This is a genomic window from Sphingopyxis sp., from assembly GCF_016704835.1.
Taxonomy (GTDB): Bacteria; Pseudomonadota; Alphaproteobacteria; order Sphingomonadales; family Sphingomonadaceae; genus Sphingopyxis.
Map to the genome: position 1 here is coordinate 313,151 of NZ_JADIZJ010000021.1, position 24,070 is coordinate 337,220.

Below are 24,070 nucleotides of genomic sequence, written 5' to 3' on the forward strand. Positions count from 1 at the left end.
TGCGGAATGCGGCGCAGCTACGGCACCGATCCGCCATCGGATGCACAGCGACCTCAGATAGTGATGATTTTCCCTGACGCGACCGCAGCACTGCTGGGCGCCGGATGCGGGGTCTTCGACACCGGCTCCATGGTGATCGCCAGCGTCGCGCCTTCGGTCATGAGCAGCCGGTGCGGCGGCGGCATCGTCATTTCGGCCTCACCCGCATGGCCGATCTGCCCCAGCGAGACGGGCGGCCCACCTTCCGGAATGACCCATAGCTCGGGCGCCAGCGTTCCCGACTCAAAGCCCTGGATGCGCAGCTGCATCAGACCATTGCTCTGGTTGTAGCGCGCGAGCACCAGCGGCCCCGCGGCATTGCTTTCGATCCGTGCGACCGCGAGTTGCGGCGCGGCAGGCGTTGGTGGTGGCACGGGCTGAGTGATCATCACGAACGCCAGCGCCGCCGCGACGGCGCCCGACAGCAGCGCCCCGGCGCGCCACCGGCGCAAACGCGTTTCGATCGCGGTGACCTTGTCGTTGGGCGCATCCGTCAGCTGCCGTTCGATCCCGCTCCACACGGTAGCGCCGGGTTCGACATCGGCCCACTCGTCATGCAGCGGCGCCAGCTTCGCCTCCCATGCCGCGACCTGCGCCGCGAAGGCGGGATCGCTCAGCGCCAGCCGCAGCGCATCGGCGCGCGCCTGCCCTTCGAGCAGGCCGAGCGCCAGTTCGGCGGCGAGCGCGTCGCGCTCCTCGGCGGGCGTGAGATGGTCATCCATCGCCAAGACAATCCTTCAGGCGCAGCAACCCGCGCCGAATCCAGCTTTTCATCGTCCCCAGCGGCACATTTTCGCGCTCCGCCAGCTCAGCATAGGTCGATCCATCGAAAAAGGCCGCGCGGATCGACGTGCGGCTGCGTTCCTCGAGTTCATCCAGGCAGTGGTGGAGCCGCGCGCCGTCCTCCGCCGCGACCAGCGACTGATCGGCGAGCGGACTGTCGTCGGCCACCGCAAAGGATGCCTGTTCGGGCAGGGTATCGCGGACCGCACGACCGGCAACCGATCGCCGCCAGTCGATCGCACCATTGCGCGCGATCGTCGCCAGCCAGGTGATTGGGCTGGCACGCGCGGCATCGAATTGCCCCGCCCGCTCCCACACCTTGATATAGACGGTCTGCAAAACATCCTCCGCGCTGGCCCTCTCGCCACAGATACGGAGACAGATTCCAAATAGTTTCGCGGCGGTCATGTCATAGACTTGGCGCATCGCCACACGGTCGCCGCGCCCGACGGCGGTCAGCGCTGCCGTCAGCCGCGCGCGCGCCTCGTCCGCGCCTGATGACCATTGGGTGCTGTCCACGCCGTCAAGTGGTAGAGAAGTGACGGGAATATTCAAGCGGCGGGCGACCGCATCATGCCCCAGAAATGCGGCCCGCCACCCGGCACATCCCATTCGACCTGCGTGACGAAGCCCAGCCGTTCATAAAGCGCAACATTTGCGGGCGTCGCGGTTTCGAGCCAGCATGGCAGCTCCGCAGCGTCGGCAACCGCGGTTTGCGCGCGAATGATCCGCCCACCATGACCTTTGCCCTGATGCGCGGTGCGGACGCCGACATAGTGGAGATACCAGAATCGGCCGTTAGGCCGGTGCGCGTCGATGCCACCCTGGACTTTAAGCCCCCGCGGCAAATTGGTGCCGAAGGTGGCGACCAGCGGCAGAACGGTACGCAGGAATTCAAGCGTCCCACCATGTGCCTGCCCCGGGGCGCGCCACAATGCCGCCGCTTCGTCGCCTGCGGAGCGAAGCGCCACACCGGCGCGCATGTCGGCGGGCACGAGGGTACGAAACAATCCGCGTAGTGCGCGGGCGCGGTGGGCTGGATCGGGCAATATCCAGGACAGCGCCGGATCGGTCTGGAAGGCCTGCGCGAGTGTCTCGATCAGAGCAGGTTGATCGTCTGCCGAAGCAACGCTGACTTGGTCCATTTCGCGCCTCCCCCGTCGTCATTGCCAGCGCAACGAAGCAATCCAGAGCGGTTTACGCAAGCGCTGGATTGCTTCTTTGTGCTGGCAATGACGCAAGACCAAACTGATCAATCGCGACAATAACCCTCGCCATCCTTGACCTTCAGGCAGTCTTTCTTGCCCGCCAGATATTTGAGGCCCGTGGCGTCGCCAGTCGATGCCGCCAGCGTCAGCGTTTCATCGCCGCGCTTGAAGGAGATGCCGCCATCGCTGTCGGTGCCATCATAGGTTCCCTTGGTGTCGAGGTCCGACTGCATCTCCAGCTTGTATTTGCCCGGCTCGGCGATCGTGATCGTGGCATACATGCCCTCGACCCCGGTCCATTTGCCCGCCCAGGCAGCATAGCGATGCGCTGCCGCAGCCGGCTCGGTGGCCGTTCCTTCGGGCATCGCCGTTTCAACCGGAGCGTCAGTCGCCGTCGTGTCGGCTGGCGCGGGCGCCTCGGCCTTTTCGCATCCGCTCAGCAGCGCCAGTGCCGCTGCACCAGCGAGAATCACGCTTTTTTGCATTTCGCTTCTCCTTTGCCGTCCCAACGCACCAAATGAAGCAGATATCCCGCGCGGCGTCACCCGGCGATTATCTCGGCATAAAGCTCGGGATCGACATTGCCCCCCGACAGGGTGACCAGCGTCGAATCGCCCAGTTCGACCTTACCGGCGAGCACAGCCGCCAGCGCCGCCGCACCGCCGGGTTCGACCACCAGATGCAGCCGCTCGAACGCGACGCGCATCGCGTGGCGCACTTCCTCGCGCGTCACTACAACCCCGCGCACGCCGCGCGCCTGCAGCACGGTAAAATTGATCGGCCAGGTCCGCGGCGTCTGTAGCGCATCGCATTCGGTCGGATAAGCCAGATCCTCGACCGACAGGATTTCGCCCGCCGCGAGCGACCGCGTCACATCGTCCCACCCCTCGGGCTCGACGGCGATGATCTCCGCATCGGGACAGGCCAGCGCCAGCCCCGCCGACAATCCGCCGCCGCCGCAGCACGCGACCACCTTGTCGGGGCCAGCGATACCGCGCGCCACCAACTGTGCCCGCGCCTCGATTCCCGCACTCCCCTGGCCCTCGATGATCCACGGATCGCCATAGGCATGGACCAGCGTCCCGCCGCTTTCCTCCAGCAACTTCGCCGCAACGTCATCGCGCGATTCGGTCACGCGATCGTACAGGACAACCTCGGCCCCCAACGCGCGCGTCGCCGCCAGTTTCATCTTCGGCGCATTGCTCGGCATCACGATCGTCGCCGATATGCCCAACCGTTTGGCCGCCCACGCCACCCCCTGCGCATGGTTGCCGCTCGACACCCCGACCACCCCCGCGGCCGCCTGCTCGGGCGAGAGGTCGGTCAGCCGATGCCACGCGCCGCGAATCTTGAACGCGCCGACGGGTTGCAGGCATTCGGCCTTGCACCAGATCGTCCGGCCATCAACCTCCATCGGCAGCAGCGGCGTCATCGGCAGCAGTTCGGCGACTTTCGCCGCGGCGCGTTCGACACCCGCGAGCGTCGGCGCGCGGGCAGGGCTGAGCAGGGGATCGGGGCTTTGCTGTGTCATCGCTTCGTCCTATAGCGCCGCTCATACATGACAAGCGGCGATCGGGCCGCCACAGGAGATTTTCGATGAGCAAGGTTCTGGTGATCGGCGCAGGCGGCGTCGGTTCAGTCGCGGTGCACAAAATGGCGATGAACCCCGACATCTTTCCGGACATCACGCTGGCCAGCCGCCGCAAGTTCAAGTGCGATGCGGTCGCCGAATCGGTGAAAGCGCGCACCGGCATCACGATCAAGACCGCCGAGGTCGACGCCGACCATATCGATGCGACCGCGGCACTGATCCGCGACATCGGCGCGACGCATGTCGTGAACCTTGCGCTCCCGTATCAGGACCTGACGATCATGGAGGCGTGCCTGTCGACGGGCGCGCATTATATGGACACCGCCAACTACGAACCGCGCGACGAGGCGAAGTTCGAATATCATTGGCAGTGGGCGTATCACGACCGTTTCAAGGATGCCGGCCTGATGGCGCTGCTCGGTTCGGGCTTCGACCCCGGCGTCACCAGCGTATTCACCACATGGCTGAAGAAACATCATTTTGCGCGCATCGACACGCTCGACATTCTCGACTGCAACGGCGGTGACCACGGTCAGCATTTCGCGACCAACTTTAATCCCGAGATCAACATCCGCGAAGTCACCGCGGTCGCGCGCCACTGGGAAAATGGCGACTGGGTCGAAACCCCGCCGATGTCGGTGAAGCAGCAGTTCGATTTCGAAGCGGTCGGGCCGAAGACGATGTACCTCATGTATCATGAGGAGATCGAAAGCCTGAAAACCCATCTTCCCGAAATAAAGCGCATTCGCTTCTGGATGACCTTTGGCGAGGCCTATATCACCCACCTCAACGTGCTGCAGAACGTCGGCATGACGCGGATCGATCCGGTGATCTACGAAGGCCGCGAAATCATTCCGCTGCAGTTCCTTAAGGCCGTGCTGCCCGAACCTTCAAGCCTCGGTGAGACGACGAAGGGCAAGACCAACATCGGAGTGATCGCGACCGGCCTTGGCCATGACGGCAAGGATAAAACGCTCTACCTCTACAATATCTGCGACCATGAAGAAGCCTATGCCGAAACCGGCAACCAGGCGGTCAGCTATACCACCGGCGTCCCCGCGATGATCGGTGCGGCGATGATGGTGACGAACATATGGGCCGGCGACGGCGTGTTCAACATGGAACAGATGGACCCCGATCCTTTCATGGACATGCTGAACCAGCACGGCCTGCCGTGGCAGGTGAAGGAACTGGACGGGCCGCTCGAATTTTGATCGATTTTGCCTTTTTCGCCATTCCCGACGAAGCGGGAACCCAGTAGCCACGTCGGAACTGGGTTTCCGCTTCGGCGGGAATGACGAAAGGTAGCCGACATGAAATTGCGATTTGCAGCGGTCGCCCTGCTCGCCGCTTTCGCCGCGCCAGCGGCCGCTCAAACCGAGGACGCCTACGCCCCTGCGCGCGCGATCGTCGCCGACATTGGCAAGATCGTCACGCCAAACGGGGTGCAGGAGACTTTCGAGGTTACGCTCGGCGGGGCGCGGCAGGTCGTGAATGTGCGGGGATCGGACAAGGACAACCCGATCCTCATCTTTGTCCACGGCGGCCCCGGCGCGGTCGAGATGCCTTTCGCGTGGGCATTCCAGCGCCCCTGGGAAGACGTCTTCACCGTGGTCCAATATGACCAGCGCGGCGCCGGGCGCTCCTATACGCTGAACGATCCTGCAACGCTTGCGCCGACGATGACGGTCGAGCGTTACCGCGATGATGCCATCGAATTGATCAACTTGCTCAGGCAGCGCTACGCGAAGCGCAAGGTTTTGCTGATGGGGCATAGTTGGGGTTCGATCGTCGCCCTGTCGGTCGCGGTCAAGCGCCCCGACCTGCTCTATGCCTATGTCGGCGTGGGACAGGGGATCGATTTTCGCGAAGGCGAAAAGACAGGGATGGCGTGGACGCGCGCCAAGGCGCTCGCTGCCGGTGACGGCGAAGCGGTGGCCGCAATCGATAGGCTTGCGCCCTATCCGCAAGGCGAGTTCACCATCGCCAAGGCCGACGGCTGGCGCAAATACGCGATTCCCTATGGCTCGCTGATGTATAACAAGCCCGACCTCAACCTCTATTTCCAGACCCCCCGCCTATCGCCCGAATATAGCGAAGCCGACCGCAAAGCGTGGGGCTTGGGAAGCGCGTTTTCGGTGACGACCCTCTGGCCGCGCCTCGCCGATGTCAGCTTCACGAAGATACGGACGATGGATGTGCCGCTCGTCTTTCTGCTCGGCCGTCATGATTATACGGTGCCTTCGCCAGTGGCCGCCGAATGGTTCGACAGGGTTGAAGCGCCTTCTAAGTCGCTCGTATGGCTCGAACATTCGGCGCATATGCCGATGGTCGAGGAACCGGGGCACTTCTTCGCCGCGCTGCTCCGCGACGTGCTCCCGCTGACAAGGGAGGTGAAATGACCGCCTATCTCGTGCCTATCGGCCTGCTGATCGCCTCGAACATCTTCATGACCTTTGCCTGGTACGGCCATCTCGGCGATATGTCGCGGCCGCTGTGGCTCGCGGTGCTGATCGCTTGGGGCATCGCCTTTTTCGAATATTGCCTCGCCGTGCCGGCGAACCGCATCGGTTACGGCGTGTACACCGCCGCCGAGCTCAAGACCTTGCAGGAAGTCATCACACTGATTGTCTTTGCCGGGTTCGCGGCATTTTGGCTCGGCGAGAAGCTGACGATGAACCATCTCGTCGGCTTCGGCCTGATCGCGGCCGGGGCGTTCTTCATCTTCAAGGGACCGATTGCGACCTGACCGCAGTCCCGCTAGCCTCACGGTCAGGAGGACGCGCGATGGCAACAGATAGCACGGGTGTTTCGCGGCGCGCGTTCGGAGTCGGCGCGGCGGGATTGGCGACGCTCGGTGCGTCGCAGGCATCGGCGATACCGGCAAAACCAAAAGCGATCCCGACCGGCAAACCCTTCATCCTGACGACATGGGATTTCGGTCCGGGAGCCAACGCGATCGGTTGGCCGATGCTCGCGGGCGGGGGCTCGGCGCTTGATGTTGTCGAGGCCGCGATCAACCATGTCGAACTGCTCGGCGATTACTGGGTCGGCGCTGGCGGCGTGCCGAACGAGGTCGGCGAAACGACCCTCGATGCGATGATCATGTGGGGGCCGACCCATGATGCCGGCGCGGTCGGTTGCCTAAAACGCGTCAAAAAGGCGATCTCGGTTGCGCGCAAGGTGATGGAAGCGACGCAGCACAGTTTGATTGTTGGCGACGATGCCACGCGGTTTGCGGCGCGCATGGGCTTCACCGAAACGACACTGACCAGCGTGGTGTCACAGCAGGCGTGGGACAAATGGGCCGCCAAGGGCGAAAAATCGGACGCCTTCAAGTCAGAACCGATCGGCAAACCGGCCAAGCTCGCGGGTCATGACACGGTGGGCAGCATCGCGCTCGACGCCGCCGGAAATCTGTGCGTCGGCTGCTCGACCAACGGCCGCGAATTCAAGATCCCGGGCCGCGTGGGAGATTCGCCAATCATCGGGGCTGGCGCCTATGTCGACCAGGCGGTCGGCGCGGCAGTGGCGACCGGCAATGGCGACGTGATGATGCGCTTCCTGCCGACCTATCATGCGGTCGAATTGATGCGCGGCGGCATGGAGCCGAAAGCGGCCGCCGAGGCCGCGATTCAGCGCATTACCGATGCCGGCTATGAAATCAGCGGCGGTATCGCGGTGATCCGCCGCGACGGCATGCACGGCGGCGCGCAGACGGGTTGGGAAAAGGCCGGTTTCAGCTATTCGGTGCAAACCGCCGCCGGCAACGTCAAGACGCCGGTGCCTTGAGCGACCGCGCGCGCTGCGCTAGAGCGCGGCATGGAAACCAGAGCCGGCGACCCCGGGGCCTTTGCCCATTTCGACCTGACCCGCGTCCCCTCGCCCGCATTCGTCGTAGACGCGGCGAAGGTGCGCGCCAATCTCTCGGTGCTACGCCACATCGGCGATGCCTCCGGCGCCCGCGTGCTGGCGGCGCTCAAGGCGTTTTCGATGTGGTCGCTCGGCCCGACGGTCGCCGAATATCTCGACGGCGTCTGCGCTTCAGGGCTTTACGAAGCCAAGCTTGGCCGCGCGGAATATGGCGGCGAAGTCGCGACCTATTGTGCAGGCTACAAGGAAGCCGACCTGCCCGAAATCGCGTCGCTATCGGATCATCTGATTTTCAATTCGCCCGGCCAGATCGCGCGCTTCCGCCCGCTGCTCGACGACCTCCGCGAGCAGGGTGCGGCGTTCGACATCGGCCTGCGCATCAACCCCATGCACAGCGAAGGCGAGGTCGCGAAATACGACCCCGCTGCGCCGTGCAGCCGCCTTGGCTTTCCCGTCACCCAGCTGCTCCCCGAACATATGGAGGGCATCGACGGTATCCATATGCACAGCCTGTGCGAACAGGATTTCCCGCCGCTGGAGCGCACGTGGGAAGCTGTGCAGCCGATGTTGCGGCCGTTCTTCGGCCGGCTCAAATGGATCAACTTCGGCGGTGGCCATCATGTCACCCGCGCCGATTATCAGGTCGACGACCTGATCGCCTTCCTGAAACAGGTTCGCGCGGCGACCGACTGTGACGTGATGATCGAACCCGGCGAAGCGATCGCACTCGACGCGGGCATCCTCGTCGGCGAGATCCTGGACCTGTTCGACAACGGCATGCCCATCGGCATCACCGATATTTCTGCGACCTGCCACATGCCCGACGTCATCGAGGCACCTTATCGCCCCGCGATGCTCGGTGAAGGCGACGAAGGGATGCCGGTGCGCCTCGGCGGTCCGTCGTGCCTCGCGGGCGACGTGATCGGTGACTACCGCGTCCCCGGCGGCGCGCGCATCGGCGAGCGTTTCGCGTTCCTTGATCAGGCGCATTATTCGATGGTCAAGACCAACACCTTTAACGGAGTCCCGCTGCCGTCGATCTGGCTTTGGGACAGCGAAACCGACGAACTGAAGCTGATCCGCGAATTCGGCTATGAGGATTTCAAGACGCGGCTGGGGTGACGGCGAATGTTGGGCCCGTTGGACATGACCGGATTATGGATCGGGCAATATTGGTATCCCGAGCCTTGGGAGCCGCCATGCAGTTTCATCGCGACCCTCAGCGACAATCAAGGATCCTTGTCAGGTTCGACGAGCGAGGCGTCCGATCTTCTCGCCGGTGCTGACGAACGCGCCGACGTTCGAGGCACACGCAGCGGGACAGCGGTGAGCTTCTACAAATATTACGACGGCGACGCAGCCTATGGGCATGCGGTGGCGTATGAGGGCATTTTGAGCACCGATGGCCAACAAGTCGACGGCCACTGGTCGATCGACGACTATTCGGGCGGCTTCGTCATGACCCGCAGCCTGCAGGCCGTTCAGGCTGGAGAAGAGGAAGCAGAGGCCAGGATGGACGCGATCATCAACTGACCGGCGCGCCCATTTCCGCCAGCGCCTGATGAATATCGCTGACCACCGCCGACCCCTCGCCCACCGACGACGCCACGCGCTTCACCGAACCTTTGCGCACATCGCCTATGGCATAGATCCGCGGCCAGCTGGTCTCGTACCGGCTCGGCATCCGGTCGAGTGACCACCCGGCTTTGACCAATTCGAGCGGCGCTATGTCGGCGCCGGTCTTCACGAACCCGCGCTCGTCGCACACCATTTCATTTGGCAACCAGCCGGTGTTCGGGCTGGCGCCCAGGAACAGGAACAGGAAGCGGCAATCGCAATGGCCTTCTTCGCCGGTCTCGCGGCAGCGATAGGTCAGCCCTGCCAGCCCGTCCTCGCCATGCAGCGCGATCACGTCCGTCGATGGGATGATCTGGATATTCGGATGGTCTTCCAGCCGCCGGACCAGATAATCCGACATGGTTTCACGCAGGCTTTTGCGGCGAAATATGACATAGACCGTCTTCGCGACGCTCGCCAGATAGATCGCGCCCTGCCCCGCCGAATTGCCCGACCCGACGACCGTAACCTCGGCGTTGCCGCACAGCTGCGCCTCCATCGGCGTTGCGCCATAAAAGATGCCGCGCCCTTCATAGGCCTCGATACCCTCGATCGGCAGGCGCTGATATTGCGCGCCCGACGCGACGACCACTGCGCGGCTGCGGAGCTTGCGCCCGTCGGCCAGGTGCAGGCAATACACCTCCTCGTCGCGCACGATCGACGCGGCGCGCACCGGCGCGGCGATCCGCGCGCCGAATTTCTGCGCCTGCACAGTAGCGCGGCGCGCCAGCTCATTGCCCGAAATTCCGGTCGGAAAGCCGAGGTAATTCTCGATCTTCGACGAAGTGCCCGCCTGTCCGCCCGGCGCGTGGGCGTCGAGCGCGATGACCGTCAGCCCTTCTGATGCGGCATAGACTGCGGCTGCGAGCCCGCCCGGCCCGCTGCCGACGACCAGCACATCGGCGGTCGCTCCGTCGGGGAGCAGGTCGAGTCCCAGCGCCGCTGCCAGCTGTTCGGGCGTCGGCTGAACGAGCAGGTCGGCGGCGCCGAGAATCACGACCGGCAACTGCTCCTCGCTGATGTCGCGCTCGGCGAGAAGGTGCGCGGGGACGGGCCCATCGGCGGGATCAAACCAGCGATGCGCTACGCCATGTTTGGCGAGCAGGTCGCGCAGCGCATAGACGCTGCGGTCGAGCGCAGCGCCGATCACGATCGTCACTGCAAAGCCGCGCTGGTTGCTGAACTCGCGCCGCGCCGAAAGCACGCGTATGAATATGTCCGAATAATAGGAATTGCTGGCAATCAGCCGCTGGAAATCGGCGTGCGCTATGCGCAATATCTCGCCATCTGCGCCCATTTCGACGCGCGAGAGATGGCGTTGACCCGTCAGCACCGACAAATCACCCGCGAACTGCCCGCGCTCCATCCAGCCGACGCGCTTCCGCCCGTCTTCGGTCGATGCGAAAATATCGGTATGGCCCGAAAGGGTGATGATGCAGTCGGGCGCCATCGCGCCCTCTTCGATGATCAGGTCGCCTGCGCGATATGATTCGACCGTGCCAAAGGCCAGTAGTTCCTCGAGCTCGGTATCGGAGAAAGTATGATTCACGTCAGCGGGAGTGATCATGGCGCGCGCGTCCTTTTCGGCGTTGCGAGTTGTATTGCCTTAGCGCAGAGCCGCCGCCCTGTCTCAATTTTGCCCCGCTCGGCGCATATCCGCCCCGGTTCGCCCATCCAGTTACCACACTGTTACAAAATTGCGCGATAGGGACTTTACAGGGGGGACCCCCCTCCATATATGCGCTCTCCGCTGCCCCAGGGGGACTTCCAATAACCGCAAGGCAGCCTTGTCGTTTACCGTTACACTTTTGGGGGTCCCTTGCATTGCACCAGCATCATAGCGCCCACGGGCTGATTCAGGCACTTTCGCCGGTCGAACCTGTCACGCTTGTCCGTCCGCACGCCGCACGGCGCGCGGCGCGTTTCTTCATCGACCGGTTTCCCGGCACGACCATGTATGCGGTCAAGGCAAATCCGTCGCCCGACCTCTTACGCGTGCTATGGGATTCGGGCGTCACCCATTATGACGTCGCGTCGATCGCCGAGGTCCGGCTGGTGTCGCGTACCCTGCCGGAAGCGACGCTGTGCTTTATGCATCCGGTGAAGGCCGAGGAAGCGATCTCCGAAGCTTATTGGAAGCATGGCGTGCGCACCTTCTCGCTCGACACGATGGACGAGCTGGAAAAGATCGTGCGCGCGACCGAAGGCGCCGCCGACCTCAACCTGCTCGTGCGCCTTCGCGTCTCGTCGGACCATTCAAAGCTCAGCCTCGCCGCCAAATTCGGTGCCGAAGCCGATGAGGTCGTCGAGCTGCTGATGGCGACCCGCCAGGCGGCTGACGCGCTCGGCATCTGTTTCCACGTCGGCAGCCAGGCAATGACCCCGCATGCCTATGCGCAGGCGATGGAGCGCGTCCGCGCCGCGATCGTCGCGGCATCGGTCACCGTCGACATCATCGATGTCGGGGGTGGTTTTCCATCGTCCTATCCGGGCATGGAGCCTCCGCCGCTCGACGCCTATTTCGACACGATACACCGCAGCTTCGAAAGCCTGCCGATCAGCTATTCGGCCGAACTGTGGTGCGAACCCGGCCGCGCACTGTCGGCCGAGTACAGCTCGCTGATCGTCCGCGTCGAAAAGCGCCGCGGCGAGGAACTGTACATCAACGACGGCGCATACGGGGCTCTGTTCGACGCCGCACATGTCGGCTGGCGCTTCCCGGTGTCGCTGCAACGCGACGTCGAAAGCGATGCCGAGATGGTGCCGTTCAGCTTCTATGGCCCGACCTGCGACGACCTAGACCATATGGCCGGACCCTTCTTTCTGCCGACGGACATCAAGGCGGGCGACTTCATCGAAATCGGCATGCTTGGCGCCTATGGCTGCGCGATGCGCACCAAGTTCAACGGCTTCGGCGCCGACGAGACGCATGTGGTCAGCGATGAGCCGATGACGAGCCTCTACACTGGCGAAGTCGAACCGGAACGCCGCAGTGCGACGGTGACTAAACTGTTCTGACCCAATCCCGCTGATCGATAAAATGGGGCTGGCGCAGCGATGCGACCAGCCCCTTTTCCGTTGCAAAAAAGAAGCCCGCCGGGCCGAGCCGACGGGCCTGAAGCGAACAGGATGGTCTTTGTGGACCATCCTGCCCTTGGGTCGCACCCGATTCATGCCGCATGCGACGCGCCGTTTCACTACCCATTCGGGTAGTGCCGCGATATTTTGCGCTTTTTCAGGCGACATTCGTGTATCCCGGCCGAGATCCTAAGCCATTGTGCCGCCTGCCGGGGAAGCTGTGTCGAGCGATGTTCCGATCTTTGCACCGGGTCACAACGAACCCGATGAATGGGAAACGCTGAATGTCCTGATCGGACTCATCTACGATTCCGTCCTCCAGCCTGAGTGCTGGAACGATACGCTCGCCCGGATCACCGGTGCCTTGTGTCCCCTAAGCTGGGAAGCGGCGTTCATCCTTTGGGAGGGGAGCAACCCGCCGCGCGCGCGCTTCGTCGCCGCGACCGGGCTCGCCGCCGGGGTGCAGGAAATTTACACCGCGGTCTATGCCGGCAACCACCCCTGGTCACGGAAACTGATGCGCTATGGCAATGGCAGCGTCGTCGACAGCAACGATATCATGACCCGCGACGAATTTGCGGAATCGGCATTTTTCCAGAATTTTCTCGCGCCCTGGGGCATCGATCGAATGGTCTGCGTCCTGCTCGACCGCCGCGGCGGCGAGCGGCTGGGGCTGATGCTACCCGGCCCCGGCGACCGCGATGTCGAAAGGCTCAAGCGCGGGCTGCGCGTCCTGGCGCCGCACATCCAGCGCGCCATGCGGATCAGTGATCGCATCGCGACGTTCGAACTGGCCGTCGGCGCGGCCCGCGCGGCCGCCGATTTCGCGCCCTTCGCGATCTTCAGTCTCGACGATCAGCTAAACATCCTAGCCGCCAACAGCCGCGCCGGTCGATATGAGAACGCCGGGATCATCCACCTCGCGCAGGGCCGCTTTGCCTTTGCCCATCCCGCCAGTCAGAAAAAGCTGCTTGATCTGGTCAGGAGTGCCAAGGCCGCGGGACTCGCTTTCCAGGCGGTCGGCCGGTCGGGCGTCGAATGTCCGGTGCTCGTCGCACGGATAACGCCGCAAGCGGTGCAGCAAATCGGCGGGTTCAGCGCCGGCGCCTCGCTCATCGTCACGCTTGGAAGCGCGCCCGGCGAAACGCCCGTCGTCGAGATCGACCGCGTTGCGCAATGGTTCGCCCTTACCCCGGCAGAGGCGCGGCTCGCGGTCGCGCTCGCCGGAGGACAGTCGCTGCAAAGTTACGCGGCACTGCGCGCCGTCAGCCTGAACGCCGTCCGTTTCCTGCTCAAAGGCATCTTCCGGAAAACTGGCGCGACCAGCCAGGCGCAGCTGGTCGCGATGCTCGCCCGCCTGCCGGCCGCGGTGTGACGGCAGGCATAACGACGCCGCGCCAACATCGGGATGCTCGATTGCGTTTTCGGTTTCCTTCTGCAACCATTCCGGGCGACAAGAGCAGTGGAGAGGCAGACGATGGCGTTGAAATCATACCGGCGAGATCGCGCCGCATGACTATGCTCAACGGTATCCGCATCGTCGACCTGACGACGGTGATTTTCGGTCCCTATGCGACGCAGATGCTCGCCGATCTCGGTGCCGAGGTGATCAAGGTCGAAACCCCCGGGATAGGCGACATCTCACGCTATCTCGGCAGCGGCGCACCCGATCCGACGATGGGGTCGATTCACCTCACCGTGAACCGCGGCAAGCGATCGATCGCGCTCGACCTTAAAAAGCCCGAGGACGCGGCGGTGCTGCGCGACCTTGTCGCGACCGCCGACGTCTTTTTTCACAATGTCCGCGGCAAGGCGATTGCCAAGCTGGGGTTCGACTATGCGGGCTGTAAGGCGATCAAGGACGACATCATCTACGTCCATGGCACCGGCTTTGGACAGGATGGCCCCTATGCCGATCTTCAGGCCTATGACGACGTCATCCAGGCCGCGACCGGTACCACCAGCCTGCTCCCGCGCGTCGATGGCGATCCGCGCCCGCGCTATTTCCCGTCGCTGATCGCCGACAAGATCGCGGGGCAGTTCGGCACGCAGGCGATCCTTGCGGCGCTGGTCCACAAGCTGCGGACCGGCATGGGGCAGCAGGTCGAAGTGCCGATGTTCGAATGCTTCGCCTCGTTCATGCTCACCGAACATCTGCGCGACGCGGCGCTCGATCCGCCGCTCGGCCCCGCGGGCTACCCACGCCAGCTCGACCCGACACGCCAGCCGTTCCCGACCAGTGACGGCTATCTCGCGATTGTCCCCTATACTCCCGAATCGACGGCACGGCTGATGACACTGCTCGGCAGCCAAGGCCTGACCGATACGCCGGAATTCGAGGCTGCCAAGGCGAAAGGCCAGCACATGCAGATCGTTTACAGCGAAATCGCCCGCAAAACCCCGGCAAAGACGAGCGCCGAATGGCTGGCACTGTTTGCCGCCAACGACATCCCCGCGATGGCGGCACGCGACCTGCAGGATATCAAGGCGGATCCGCATTTCATCGCGACGGGTTTCTTCCGGCACCGCACGCATCCCGACGTCGGCGCATTCCACGAAATGCAGCCGCCGGTAAAATATGGAGCGATGCCGCCTGGAGATTTGGGTTTCGCGCCGCGCGTCGACGGCGACGGCGCGGTGATCCGCGATGAACTCGCCGAACGCCGTCGCTGAACATCGATTATTGCATTGTCGGTCGCGCGCCCTAGCATCGCGCGAAAATAACGAGGGGGAATGATATGCCTGAAAGCCTGCTTGCACCCGGCGCGGTGCTCGCGCTGTGGACACTCATCATGCTTGGCTGGGTCGCCGCAACGCGTTTTGGCGCGATGGCCAAGGCGGGCGTCGACCTGAAAGCCGCGCCGCCGGGCGGTCGTGGGGTCGATCTGGAAAATATTCTGCCGCCGACGATCAACTGGAAATCGCATAATTATACGCATCTGCTCGAACAGCCGACGGTCTTCTATGCAGTAACCGTTTTCCTACACCTTTCGGGCGGCAGTACCGACCTGACGCGCGGGCTGGCGTGGGCCTATGTCGTGCTGCGCATCGTCCACAGTTTTTGGCAGGCGACGGTTAATCGTATCCCGGTACGCTTTGCCATTTTCGGGCTGTCGACATTTTGTCTATTCGCACTGGCAGTACTGGCGGTGATCGCCACTTTGGGTTGAGGGGGAAATATCATGGAAACCAATGCAATTTTGGGGCCGGTCGCGACACTTGCGCTGTGGTCGATGATCATCTGGGTGTGGATGTACGCAACCCGCATCCCGGCGATGCAGCGAGCCAAGATCGACGCCGCCAAAATGGTGGGCGGCACCGGCAAGAGCCTTGACGAAGTGCTGCCGCCGGAAGTGCAGTGGAAGGCGCACAACTATAACCACTTGATGGAACAGCCGACGATCTTCTACGCCGTCGCGCTGGCACTCGCGGTCGGCGGCATGGGCGGCGGGCTGAATACCCAGATCGCCTGGGCCTATGTCGGCTTAAGGATCATTCACAGCCTGATCCAGGTGACCGTCAATCGGGTCCTGTGGCGCTTCGCCGTTTTCGCACTGGCCAGCCTCGCGCTGCTCGCGCTATGCGTGCACGCGTTCATGGGGTTTGTGTTGCATTGATGCCTTCACGCCCTCCCCTTTAGGGGGAGGGCGGCAAGACTTGCGAACGTTTACGTTAGTCGCAGCGGGCAGGTCCATCGGCCATGCGGCAACCCTACGGACCCCTCGCCGGAGCGGGACCGGACCCTATGCTATTTCGAAAACCGCCCCGCCAGTTCCACATGCGTCGACCAGCGGAACTGACCAACTGGTTGCACCCAATCGAGCGTATAACCACCATCGACCAGCAGCTTCGCATCGCGCGCAAAGCTCGCGGGATTGCAGCTAACATACGCGATTACCGGCGTGTCCGATGCCGCCAGTTGCGCAACTTGCTCTTCGGCCCCCGCACGCGGCGGATCGACGATCACCGCGCCAAAGCGGTTCAACTCCGCCGGGATCAGCGGCCGCCGGAACAGGTCGCGATGCTCGGTCGCAACCAGCGCCCCGGCTCGGTTGGCGGACGCTTTCAACGCCGCAATCGCATCGCGCGCGCCCTCGGCAGCATAGACCTTGCGCCCCTTCTGAAGCGACAGCGCAAACGTGCCGACCCCAGCAAACAGGTCAGCCACCGCCGCGGCATCGCCGATCGCTTTCGCAACCGCATCGACCAACGCCGTCTGCCCCATGGCGGTCGGCTGCAGAAACGAGAAAGCCGGAACTTCGACCGTGACGTCTCCGAAACGGACGGTGGGCGGCTCGGGCTGCCACAAGGTTTCCAACCCATGCCCCTGATCGACGGCAAAGCGCGCCAGCTTATGCGTTCCCGCAAAATCCTGAAGCGCCATCGCGGCGTCCAGTCCGTCTGCCTTTACGCCTTCCAATATCACTTCGACGCCTTGATCGAGCATCTGCAGCTTGACCTTTACCGGTCGCTTCTGCTGCGCAATCGTCGCCAGCAACTCGCGTAGCGGTGCGATCAGCGCGAACAATTCGGGCAGCAGCAGCGGGCATTGCCGCATATCGACGATCTGGTTGCTCTGCGCCGCGTTGAACCCGATCGCCACCTGCTTGCCGGTGCGCAGCGCAGTGAGTGCCGCGCGACGGCGGCTCTGCGGCGGCGACAGCAGCGCAGGCAAGACGTCGCCCACCGGCACGTCCTGCCCCGCCAAAGCTCCAACCACCCGGTCGCGCACAAAATCAGCGAGCGCGGGCTCGGCGACATGCTGCAATTCGCACCCACCGCATTTGCCGAAATGGCGGCACAGCGGTTCGGCGCGGTTCGGCCCGGGGATCAGCGTCCCGTCGACCGCTAAGTGATCGCCCGGAACGCCGCCAGCGACATGGCGGCCATCGCCGGTCACGCCATCGCCGCGCGCGGCAATGCGCTCGATCAGCGCAGTTTCGCTCATTTCATTCCCTAACCAGATCGTCGGCGACAAGGCCGGGGCCTATACGCGTGGCCTGCGCGATATGCCACCCCACCGCCGCCACCGCCGCGTCGAAGGTATCGACGCCGCGCGCCAGCATCGCCCCACACGCCCCCGCCAGCACATCACCCGTCCCTGCGGTCGCCAGCCAGGGGTTGCCCGGCCAGGCCGCCACGACGCGGCCGTCGGGCGCGGCAATGATGGTATCGGCGCCTTTATAAACGACCACCGCACCTGTCCGCACCGCCGCCGCCTTCGTCCGGTCGATCTTGCTGCCATCAAGTTCGGGGAAAGCGTGCGCGAACTCGCCCTCATGCGGGGTCAGGATCGCCCGGCATGGCGTTGCGCACAGCCGCGGCAGAGCAGCGGCAATCGCTGCCGCATCGAGCACCAGCGGTTTGCCCGAATCGAGCGCAGCCTCGACGTCGAACAGCAGTTCATCGCTCGCCGGAAAGCCCGGCCCGATCACCACCGCCCCAACGCGCGGATCGCTCAGCCGCGCGCCAAAGCGCGCCTCGCTCTCAGTGATGATCGCCGACAGCGGCGCGCGTTCACTGCCCTCCAAAACCACATACCCCGCCCCCGCGCGCAGCGCCGCCGCCGACGCCAGCCCTGCCGCCCCCGGCATCGGCCCGGCAATCACCAGCACCATCCCGCGGTTGAATTTGTGCGTAGTCGCGTCGGGCGTTCGGGTCGTCGCCAGCGGCAGTGTCCGCATCATGCCGCGCGGCGCAATCCCGATCGGCGCGAGCAGCACGCGGCCGCAGGCGGGGGCGTTCGGCAGCAGCACATGCGCGGGCTTCAGTGCGCCAAGCGCTACCGTGGTATCGGCGGCCAGCGGCGGTATCCAATCAGCGTTTCCGTCGCTTTCGACGCCACTTGGTACATCGACCGCGAGAACGCGGCGTCCGGCGAAGCGCTGCAACGACAGCGCCAGATTGTCATCCAGCGGCCGCGACAGTCCAACACCGAACAGTGCATCGACGATCAGCGGCGCCGGCGCCAACGTGGAGTCCAGCAGCTCGACCGACCCGCACCATTCCGCACGCGCAACTCTTGCCAGATCGGTCGTCGGCTCGGCCAAAGCCGCAACCCGCACCGCCGCGCCGCGTTCCGCCAGCAACCGCGCCGCGACATAACCGTCGCCGCCATTATTGCCTGGACCGCAAAGGACCAGAACCGGCGCCCCCGCCGCCATCCGCCACGCGATATCGGCCACCGCCGCACCGGCGCGCTCCATCAGTTCGGACAGCGGCGTACCCTGCACCGCGCAGGCGGCCTCGGCCTCGCGCATCACGGCGCTGGTCAGGATCGGGGCGTCGGCGGGAACGGACATCGCGTCAGACTAGCACGACCAGCCAAAAAGTCGCGGTGGAAGCGCTCGGCCCCCTCAACCCGTCATCAGGTCCCACCACCCGTATTGGCAGGCAACCGATACCGATCATTCCCGATTGCAACCTCGATCATGCCGTCACCCACGATCGACACCTTCGCTGGCTCGGCCCCGTCGGCCGACACGACACCGTGCCCGTCGGACGTGATCTGCAACCGGCGGTATCCGACATTCGCACGCCCGACCACCAGCACCGCGCCGTCCTGACCGCTCATCTCCTCAACGGTACACGTGCGATCGAACAGCTTGGCGCCTTCCAGCGCGCATTCGATACGCCCATTTTCCGCCGCTGCGCGCGACCCGCGGGCTTCCGCTTCCGCCAAATCGTCATTGTCGGGCGCGCCGCTGCACGCGGCGAGGAGCATGAGTCCTGCGATACCCCCCAATTTCTGCATTACTTGTTTTTCAACTGTGACAGGTCGCGCACCGCGCCGCGCGCGGCGCTCGTCGTCATCGCGGCATAGGCCTGCAGCGCCACCGAAACCTTGCGCGGACGAGGCTTGGCGGGTTGCCATGCGGCGTCGCCTTTGGCCTCCATCGCCGTCCGCCGCGCTACCAGCACGGCATCCGGGACGGCGAGGTGGATCGTGCGTTTCGGAATGTCGATCTCGATCATATCACCATCTTCGACCAGGCCGATCAGGCCACCCTCAGCGGCTTCGGGCGAGGCATGGCCGATCGACAGGCCCGACGTGCCGCCCGAAAAGCGCCCGTCGGTGACCAGTGCGCACGCCGCACCCAGCCCCTTCGATTTCAAATAGCTGGTTGGATAGAGCATTTCCTGCATCCCCGGTCCGCCCTTCGGCCCCTCGTAACGGATGACGACGACATCGCCCGCGATGACCTGCCCGGTCAATATGCCCGCCACCGATGCATCCTGGCTTTCAAACAGCTTCGCCGGTCCCGAGAATTTCAGGATCGATTCATCAACCCCCGCGGTTTTCACGATACAGCCGTCGAGCGCGAGATTGCCCGACAGCACCGCCAGTCCGCCATCCTGGCTGAACGCGTGCGATGCCGACCGGATCACTCCGGTTTCCCGGTCAAGATCGAGCGAATCCCAGCGCCGCTCCTGGCTGAACGCGACCTGTGTGGGCACCCCGCCCGGTGCCGCCATGAAGAATTTCTGCACCTCGGGATCGTTGGTCCGCGAGATGTCCCATTTGTTCAGCGCATCGCCCAGCGTTGCGCTGTGCACGGTCGGCAGATGCGCGTGGAGCAGCCCCGCGCGTTCGAGCTGGCCGAGGATCGCCATGATCCCGCCGGCGCGGTGAACATCCTCCATATGGACGTCGGACTTGGCGGGCGCGACCTTCGACAGGCACGGCACCCGCCGCGACAGCCGGTCGATGTCGGTCATGGTGAAATCGACCCCGGCCTCGAACGCCGCCGCCAGCAAATGCAGCACCGTGTTCGTCGATCCCCCCATCGCAATGTCGAGACTCATCGCATTCTCGAACGCTTCAATGGTCGCGATATTGCGCGGCAGGACGCTGTCATCGCCTTCCTCATAGTGCCGCTTGCACATCTCGACGACGATCCGTCCCGCGCGCAGGAAAAGCTCCTTGCGGTCGGCGTGCGTCGCCAGCTGCGATCCGTTGCCCGGGAGCGACAGCCCGAGCGCCTCGGTCAGGCAGTTCATCGAATTGGCGGTGAACATGCCCGAGCATGAGCCACAGGTCGGACACGCTGCCTGCTCGATCGCCAGAACTTCCTCATCGCTATATTTCTCGTCTGCAGCAGCGACCATCGCATCGACCAGGTCGAGCGCAACGGTCTTGCCCTTTAGCACGACCTTGCCCGCCTCCATCGGCCCGCCCGATACGAACACGACCGGGATATTGATGCGCAGCGCCGCCATCAGCATGCCCGGGGTGATCTTGTCACAGTTGGAGATGCACACCATCGCGTCGGCGCAATGCGCGTTGACCATATATTCGACCGAGTCCGCGATTAGGTCGCGTGACGGCAACGAATAGAGCATCCCGTCATGCCCCATCGCGATCCCGTCATCGACCGCAATCGTATTGAATTCCTTGGCGACCCCGCCGACCGCCTCGATCTCGCGCGCAACCATCTGGCCCAAGTCTTTCAGATGGACGTGGCCGGGGACGAACTGGGTAAAGCTGTTGACCACCGCGATGATCGGCTTGCCGAAATCGCCGTCCTTCATCCCCGTCGCACGCCACAGTCCGCGGGCTCCAGCCTGATTGCGGCCATGCGTGGTCGTGCGCGAACGATAAGAAGGCATTTTTCAGTTTCCTAGAAATATAATTACAATTAATTGGGAGAGAACGCGCCTCTACACGCCTAGCCCGCGATGTTCAACGCCACTTTCTGACACATTCGCGCCAACCGCGCGGCAAACAGCGCCTGCCCCGCCGCATCGCCGACGAGATCCTGCCGCATCTCGATCCCGACGTAGGGAATACCATTGCTTTCGGCATGGCGGTTCATCGTCGCGTTGAGCAGCTTGCCCGAATAGGGTAGCTGATCTCCGACGATCATGCCTTCGGCCTTCAGCGCCGCGATCGCCGCCGCCGCCAGCCGGTCGTCGTCATTATACAGCACCCCGACATGCCACGGCCGCGCCTGATCGGGATGCGCCGCCAGCACCGGGGTAAAGCTGTGCAGTGACAGGATCATGGCCGGACGATGCGCTGTGGTCGTCGCCGCAATATGCGCGTGATAAGGCCGAAAGAACCGCCCCAGCCGCGCTTCGCGGCCTGCCTCGTCCAGCGCATTTCCCGGCACCGCATGCCCATCGCTCGCGATCGGCAGCACCCCCGGCGACTCCTCCTCGCGATTGCAGTCGGCCACCAGTCGCGACACCCCGCCCAGGATCGCGGCGTCGACCGCGTCGTTCTCGACCAGCGAGGCTGCCACCTCAGCAACCCCAATATCGATCGCGATATGATTGGTCAGCAGTGCCGGATCGATCCCCAGATCGATGTCATCTGGAACATAGTTCGATGCATGATCCGCGATCAGCAAGATGCCGCCTGTCCGCGGCGTCCCCAACTGGCGCCACGCCTCGTTCACCGCAGCGCGCCTGCCAACTGCCACCACTGCGGATGACTCTGCGCCAGCGAAACCGCCGCTGCATCGCGCTCCGCCGCTGCATCGAACAGTGCAAAACAGGTCGCGCCAGATCCCGACATCCGCGCCAGCCAAGGCCGAAGCGCGCCGAGTTCGAGCAGCACATCGGCAATCGCTGGACATTGCGCAGTGGCGGGACGTTGCAAATCGTTGCGCGCTGCCAGCAACTGCGCCCGCCCCGCCGGATCGCCGAACAATTCTCCACGGTCGATGCCGTCCCACGCGGCGAAAACCGGCGCAGTCGCGACCGGCTGGCGCGGGTTGACGAGGAGCACCGGCGTGCCAGCCAGCCGCAGTTCGGGAACGGCGCTCAATTCTTCGCCGACCCCTACGCCCAGACAGGTTGAACTTGCCACACACGCGGCAATATCGGCGCCGAGCGGGCTGATGATCCGCGTCAGCGCCGCATCGCCGAGTTCTGGCAGGAATTGCGTCCGCACCAGCCGCGCCATCGCCGCTGCATCCGCCGACCCGCCGCCAATTCCCGCCGCCACGGGTAACCGTTTGCTCAGCGTCACCGCGAGCGGCGGCACGCGATCGGCGCCATGACGCTCGCGCAGCAGTGCCATCACCTGCATCACCAGATTGTCGTCGCCCGCGCTCAGCCTCTCGGCAAACTCACCAGCGATCGTCAGGCTGTCCGCCGCCGCCACCTCGGCGACAATCCCGTCGCCGCCATCGACAAAGGCGAACAAGGTCTCGATGTCATGATAGCCGTCGCTTCGCCGCGCCCGCACGTGCAGCGCGAGATTGATCTTCGCCCAACCGGTTTCCTGCATCACATCGTTCATGGCGCGGTCGTCGCCGGCGTCAGCCCGTCGCGCAGCTTCGCCGCCAGCCGCGTCGCCATCTCGGCTTCGGCGAGCAGCGTCGCCGCGCGCCATTTATACCGCGCCTCGAATTTGCGTCCCGCCTGCCAATAGGCATCGCCCAGATGCTCGACGATCACCGCATTGGTCGGCTCGCCGCGCTGCGCCCTTTCGAGCAGATCGACCGCATCGTCGGTGCGCCCGGTCAGGAAATAGGCCCAGCCAAGCGAGTCGGTGATGCTGGCATTCTGCGGCTCCTGCGCCCACGCCGCCTCGATCCGCGCCAGTGACTGTTTGACCTCCTTGCGCCGTTCCAGCGCCGAATAGCCTGCGAAGTTTAGCACCGCGGCATCGTTCGGACGCAGCGCCACTGCGCGTTCCATCAATGGCGCCGCGGCGTCCCATTCACCTGCCTGCAACAACAATTCGGCGCGCGCAATCAGCAAGGAGCCGCGTAGTATCTGGTCGCCATCGCCCTCACCGAGCGCCGCCTCCAGCCGCTCATAAGCGCGCGCCGCAGCTTTCGGATCGTCCGATCGCCGCGCAATATCGGCAAGCCGCACCAGCATACTGCGCGGCGCATCGCCCACCGCCGCCGTTTCGGCCAGTTTCGCCGCGCCCAGCAGGTCGCCGCCTTCGGCCAGCAACTCGGCGCGCCGCATCGCCAGCACCGGCGGCAGTTCAGCGCGCCCGCTGTCGATCAAAGCCGCAGCCGCGTCGCGCTGGCCATTGCGGTCGAGCGCCTCGACCAACGTCGCGCGGACCGCCCAATCCGCATCGTTCAGCCAGAAGGCAGCGCGCGAAAAGAGCAGCGGCAGTTTGGTGTTGCCGTTCGGTACCCGCGCCAGCCCGTCGGCCAGCAGCCCCAGCCATTGCGCCACCCCAGCGCAAGGCGTCGTGACCGCCTGATCGGGCAGCAGCAGCATCGGATCCTCGCGCTGCCCCGCCGCCAGCGCGATCCGTCCGCGCAGCCGTTGCGCGGCATCTCCCTGTCCCGCCTTGTCGAGCGTTGCAGCGAGACGCAGCCCGACCAGCTGACTCGTTCGGTCGGTCAAGACAATCTCGTCGGTCAGCACGGTCGCTTCCTCCGCGCGTCTTGTCGCCAGCTGCACCAGCGCCACCTGCAACGTCAGCGCCGGCTCGGAGCGCGCCTGGCCAGTGACGTCCAGCAAATGCCGCTCGGGCTGCTTCTCACGCCCGCCAACGTCGATCCATGCATTGACGGTCGGCAGGATCAGCCGCGCGATCGTATCGGCGCCCGTCTTGTCGCCGCGGCCCGACATAAAATCGCGCGCAGCCTTCCAGTCCGCTCGCCGCATCGCATCGACCATCAGCACCAGCTGCGCATCGAAACGGCGATCGCCCGCGGTCCAGAGCTGCAACGCCGCTGTGCGCGCGGCAGCGAGGTCGCCCGCTTCGATCGCCTGTTCCAAGATCCGCCCGCGCACTCCCGGCAGGCCGGGCGCCAGACTCGACACATCGGTCAGCGCCGCCAGCGCCGCCGCGGGTTCACCGCCCGCCTCGGCCAGCCGCGCCCGCACCAGCGCGTTCAGCGCCGCGCCGCCATCGTCCGCGGCCTGCACCGGACAGGCCGCGCCGATCACGCCGACGGCC

Annotated in this window: 24 protein-coding genes; 11 read left to right on the forward strand and 13 right to left on the reverse strand. The window is 64.5% G+C overall.

Features of this window, described 5'->3' with window-relative positions; all coding sequences use genetic code 11:
- Positions 1-53: 53 nt before the first annotated feature.
- From IPF76_RS16565 to IPF76_RS16585, 5 genes are all read right to left on the reverse strand, one after another.
- Positions 54-761 carry an anti-sigma factor gene (locus IPF76_RS16565; protein WP_293846303.1) on the reverse strand — a complete coding sequence of 236 codons (708 nt, stop codon included), beginning with the start codon at positions 759-761 and terminating at the stop codon, positions 54-56.
- Positions 754-1,341 carry a sigma-70 family RNA polymerase sigma factor gene (locus tag IPF76_RS16570; RefSeq protein WP_293846305.1) on the reverse strand — a complete coding sequence of 196 codons (588 nt, stop codon included), beginning with the start codon at positions 1,339-1,341 and terminating at the stop codon, positions 754-756. The genes IPF76_RS16565 and IPF76_RS16570 overlap by 8 nt, the downstream gene beginning before the upstream one ends.
- A 32-nt stretch (positions 1,342-1,373) precedes the next feature.
- Positions 1,374-1,967: a GNAT family N-acetyltransferase gene (locus tag IPF76_RS16575; RefSeq protein ID WP_293846307.1), complete on the reverse strand. Its 594-nt coding sequence runs from the start codon at positions 1,965-1,967 to the stop codon at positions 1,374-1,376.
- Between the two features lie 107 nt (positions 1,968-2,074).
- Positions 2,075-2,515, reverse strand: a complete 441-nt coding sequence (locus IPF76_RS16580; protein ID WP_293846309.1) for a hypothetical protein — start codon at positions 2,513-2,515, stop codon at positions 2,075-2,077.
- 56 nt (positions 2,516-2,571) lie between these two features.
- A complete protein-coding gene (locus tag IPF76_RS16585; RefSeq protein WP_293846311.1) occupies positions 2,572-3,561 on the reverse strand; it encodes a pyridoxal-phosphate dependent enzyme in 990 nt (329 codons plus the stop codon).
- A 65-nt stretch (positions 3,562-3,626) separates the two neighbouring features.
- Between IPF76_RS16585 and IPF76_RS16590 the strand changes: the two genes are divergently transcribed.
- The 6 genes from IPF76_RS16590 (at position 3,627) to IPF76_RS16615 (ending at position 9,027) form a co-directional block, all read left to right on the forward strand.
- Positions 3,627-4,835, forward strand: a complete 1,209-nt coding sequence (locus IPF76_RS16590; protein WP_293846313.1) for a saccharopine dehydrogenase family protein — start codon at positions 3,627-3,629, stop codon at positions 4,833-4,835.
- 99 nt (positions 4,836-4,934) lie between these two features.
- Positions 4,935-6,023, forward strand: coding sequence for an alpha/beta hydrolase (locus tag IPF76_RS16595; RefSeq protein WP_293846315.1), 1,089 nt, complete (start codon positions 4,935-4,937; stop codon positions 6,021-6,023).
- Entirely contained in the window at positions 6,020-6,370 is a 351-nt protein-coding gene (locus IPF76_RS16600; RefSeq protein WP_293846317.1) for a DMT family protein, read from the forward strand. The genes IPF76_RS16595 and IPF76_RS16600 overlap by 4 nt, the downstream gene beginning before the upstream one ends.
- A gap of 38 nt (positions 6,371-6,408) precedes the next feature.
- Positions 6,409-7,413, forward strand: a complete 1,005-nt coding sequence (locus IPF76_RS16605; RefSeq protein WP_293846319.1) for a N(4)-(beta-N-acetylglucosaminyl)-L-asparaginase — start codon at positions 6,409-6,411, stop codon at positions 7,411-7,413.
- Positions 7,414-7,443: 30 nt separating this feature from the next.
- Positions 7,444-8,616: a carboxynorspermidine decarboxylase gene (locus IPF76_RS16610; protein ID WP_293846321.1), complete on the forward strand. Its 1,173-nt coding sequence runs from the start codon at positions 7,444-7,446 to the stop codon at positions 8,614-8,616.
- 24 nt (positions 8,617-8,640) lie between these two features.
- Positions 8,641-9,027 (forward strand): hypothetical protein, encoded by a 387-nt coding sequence (locus IPF76_RS16615; protein WP_293846323.1) that lies wholly within the window; start codon positions 8,641-8,643, stop codon positions 9,025-9,027.
- Here IPF76_RS16615 and IPF76_RS16620 read toward each other — a convergent pair.
- Positions 9,020-10,678: an FAD-dependent oxidoreductase gene (locus IPF76_RS16620; protein WP_293846324.1), complete on the reverse strand. Its 1,659-nt coding sequence runs from the start codon at positions 10,676-10,678 to the stop codon at positions 9,020-9,022. The two genes, IPF76_RS16615 and IPF76_RS16620, sit on opposite strands and share 8 nt — an antisense overlap.
- A 257-nt stretch (positions 10,679-10,935) precedes the next feature.
- Between IPF76_RS16620 and IPF76_RS16625 the strand changes: the two genes are divergently transcribed.
- The 5 genes from IPF76_RS16625 to IPF76_RS16645 all read left to right on the forward strand — a co-directional run bounded on the left by IPF76_RS16625 (position 10,936) and on the right by IPF76_RS16645 (position 15,806).
- Complete coding sequence (locus IPF76_RS16625; protein ID WP_293846326.1) at positions 10,936-12,129, forward strand: type III PLP-dependent enzyme; 1,194 nt, start codon at positions 10,936-10,938, stop codon at positions 12,127-12,129.
- A 280-nt stretch (positions 12,130-12,409) separates the two neighbouring features.
- Positions 12,410-13,564, forward strand: a complete 1,155-nt coding sequence (locus IPF76_RS16630) for a helix-turn-helix transcriptional regulator (RefSeq protein WP_293846328.1) — start codon at positions 12,410-12,412, stop codon at positions 13,562-13,564.
- Positions 13,565-13,701: 137 nt separating this feature from the next.
- Entirely contained in the window at positions 13,702-14,862 is a 1,161-nt protein-coding gene (locus IPF76_RS16635; RefSeq protein ID WP_293846330.1) for a CoA transferase, read from the forward strand.
- A gap of 65 nt (positions 14,863-14,927) precedes the next feature.
- Positions 14,928-15,359, forward strand: coding sequence for an MAPEG family protein (locus IPF76_RS16640; protein WP_293846332.1), 432 nt, complete (start codon positions 14,928-14,930; stop codon positions 15,357-15,359).
- 12 nt (positions 15,360-15,371) lie between these two features.
- On the forward strand, positions 15,372-15,806 hold the full coding sequence (locus tag IPF76_RS16645; RefSeq protein WP_293846334.1) for an MAPEG family protein: 435 nt from the start codon (positions 15,372-15,374) through the stop codon (positions 15,804-15,806).
- Positions 15,807-15,937: 131 nt separating this feature from the next.
- Here IPF76_RS16645 and IPF76_RS16650 read toward each other — a convergent pair whose 3' ends face one another.
- The 7 genes from IPF76_RS16650 to IPF76_RS16680 all read right to left on the reverse strand — a co-directional run bounded on the left by IPF76_RS16650 (position 15,938) and on the right by IPF76_RS16680 (position 24,060).
- Positions 15,938-17,137, reverse strand: coding sequence for a class I SAM-dependent RNA methyltransferase (locus tag IPF76_RS16650; protein ID WP_293846336.1), 1,200 nt, complete (start codon positions 17,135-17,137; stop codon positions 15,938-15,940).
- Position 17,138: 1 nt separating this feature from the next.
- Positions 17,139-18,491, reverse strand: a complete 1,353-nt coding sequence (locus IPF76_RS16655) for an NAD(P)H-hydrate dehydratase (protein ID WP_293846338.1) — start codon at positions 18,489-18,491, stop codon at positions 17,139-17,141.
- A gap of 65 nt (positions 18,492-18,556) precedes the next feature.
- A complete protein-coding gene (locus IPF76_RS16660; protein WP_293846340.1) occupies positions 18,557-18,943 on the reverse strand; it encodes a hypothetical protein in 387 nt (128 codons plus the stop codon).
- Positions 18,943-20,799, reverse strand: coding sequence for a dihydroxy-acid dehydratase (gene ilvD, locus IPF76_RS16665; RefSeq protein WP_293846342.1), 1,857 nt, complete (start codon positions 20,797-20,799; stop codon positions 18,943-18,945). The genes IPF76_RS16660 and ilvD overlap by 1 nt, the downstream gene beginning before the upstream one ends.
- Positions 20,800-20,858: 59 nt before the next feature.
- Entirely contained in the window at positions 20,859-21,590 is a 732-nt protein-coding gene (locus IPF76_RS16670; RefSeq protein ID WP_293846344.1) for an N-formylglutamate amidohydrolase, read from the reverse strand.
- Positions 21,587-22,438: a 4-(cytidine 5'-diphospho)-2-C-methyl-D-erythritol kinase gene (locus IPF76_RS16675; RefSeq protein ID WP_293846346.1), complete on the reverse strand. Its 852-nt coding sequence runs from the start codon at positions 22,436-22,438 to the stop codon at positions 21,587-21,589. Before IPF76_RS16675 ends, IPF76_RS16670 begins: the two co-directional genes overlap by 4 nt.
- Positions 22,435-24,060, reverse strand: a complete 1,626-nt coding sequence (locus IPF76_RS16680) for a tetratricopeptide repeat protein (RefSeq protein ID WP_293846348.1) — start codon at positions 24,058-24,060, stop codon at positions 22,435-22,437. Before IPF76_RS16680 ends, IPF76_RS16675 begins: the two co-directional genes overlap by 4 nt.
- Positions 24,061-24,070: the final 10 nt, after the last annotated feature.

Coding starts and splice junctions, on each gene's coding strand:
- IPF76_RS16650 (WP_293846336.1), bottom strand. CDS start 17,137: ATGAGCGAAACTGCGCTGATCGAGCGCATTGCCGCGCGCGGCGATGGC.
- IPF76_RS16615 (WP_293846323.1), top strand. CDS start 8,641: ATGACCGGATTATGGATCGGGCAATATTGGTATCCCGAGCCTTGGGAG.
- IPF76_RS16660 (WP_293846340.1), bottom strand. CDS start 18,943: ATGCAGAAATTGGGGGGTATCGCAGGACTCATGCTCCTCGCCGCGTGC.
- IPF76_RS16645 (WP_293846334.1), top strand. CDS start 15,372: ATGGAAACCAATGCAATTTTGGGGCCGGTCGCGACACTTGCGCTGTGG.
- IPF76_RS16575 (WP_293846307.1), bottom strand. CDS start 1,967: ATGGACCAAGTCAGCGTTGCTTCGGCAGACGATCAACCTGCTCTGATC.
- IPF76_RS16605 (WP_293846319.1), top strand. CDS start 6,409: ATGGCAACAGATAGCACGGGTGTTTCGCGGCGCGCGTTCGGAGTCGGC.
- ilvD (WP_293846342.1), bottom strand. CDS start 20,799: ATGCCTTCTTATCGTTCGCGCACGACCACGCATGGCCGCAATCAGGCT.
- IPF76_RS16675 (WP_293846346.1), bottom strand. CDS start 22,438: ATGAACGATGTGATGCAGGAAACCGGTTGGGCGAAGATCAATCTCGCG.
- IPF76_RS16620 (WP_293846324.1), bottom strand. CDS start 10,678: ATGATCACTCCCGCTGACGTGAATCATACTTTCTCCGATACCGAGCTC.
- IPF76_RS16610 (WP_293846321.1), top strand. CDS start 7,444: ATGGAAACCAGAGCCGGCGACCCCGGGGCCTTTGCCCATTTCGACCTG.
- IPF76_RS16600 (WP_293846317.1), top strand. CDS start 6,020: ATGACCGCCTATCTCGTGCCTATCGGCCTGCTGATCGCCTCGAACATC.
- IPF76_RS16655 (WP_293846338.1), bottom strand. CDS start 18,491: ATGTCCGTTCCCGCCGACGCCCCGATCCTGACCAGCGCCGTGATGCGC.
- IPF76_RS16580 (WP_293846309.1), bottom strand. CDS start 2,515: ATGCAAAAAAGCGTGATTCTCGCTGGTGCAGCGGCACTGGCGCTGCTG.
- IPF76_RS16635 (WP_293846330.1), top strand. CDS start 13,702: ATGACTATGCTCAACGGTATCCGCATCGTCGACCTGACGACGGTGATT.
- IPF76_RS16590 (WP_293846313.1), top strand. CDS start 3,627: ATGAGCAAGGTTCTGGTGATCGGCGCAGGCGGCGTCGGTTCAGTCGCG.
- IPF76_RS16565 (WP_293846303.1), bottom strand. CDS start 761: ATGGATGACCATCTCACGCCCGCCGAGGAGCGCGACGCGCTCGCCGCC.
- IPF76_RS16595 (WP_293846315.1), top strand. CDS start 4,935: ATGAAATTGCGATTTGCAGCGGTCGCCCTGCTCGCCGCTTTCGCCGCG.
- IPF76_RS16585 (WP_293846311.1), bottom strand. CDS start 3,561: ATGACACAGCAAAGCCCCGATCCCCTGCTCAGCCCTGCCCGCGCGCCG.
- IPF76_RS16640 (WP_293846332.1), top strand. CDS start 14,928: ATGCCTGAAAGCCTGCTTGCACCCGGCGCGGTGCTCGCGCTGTGGACA.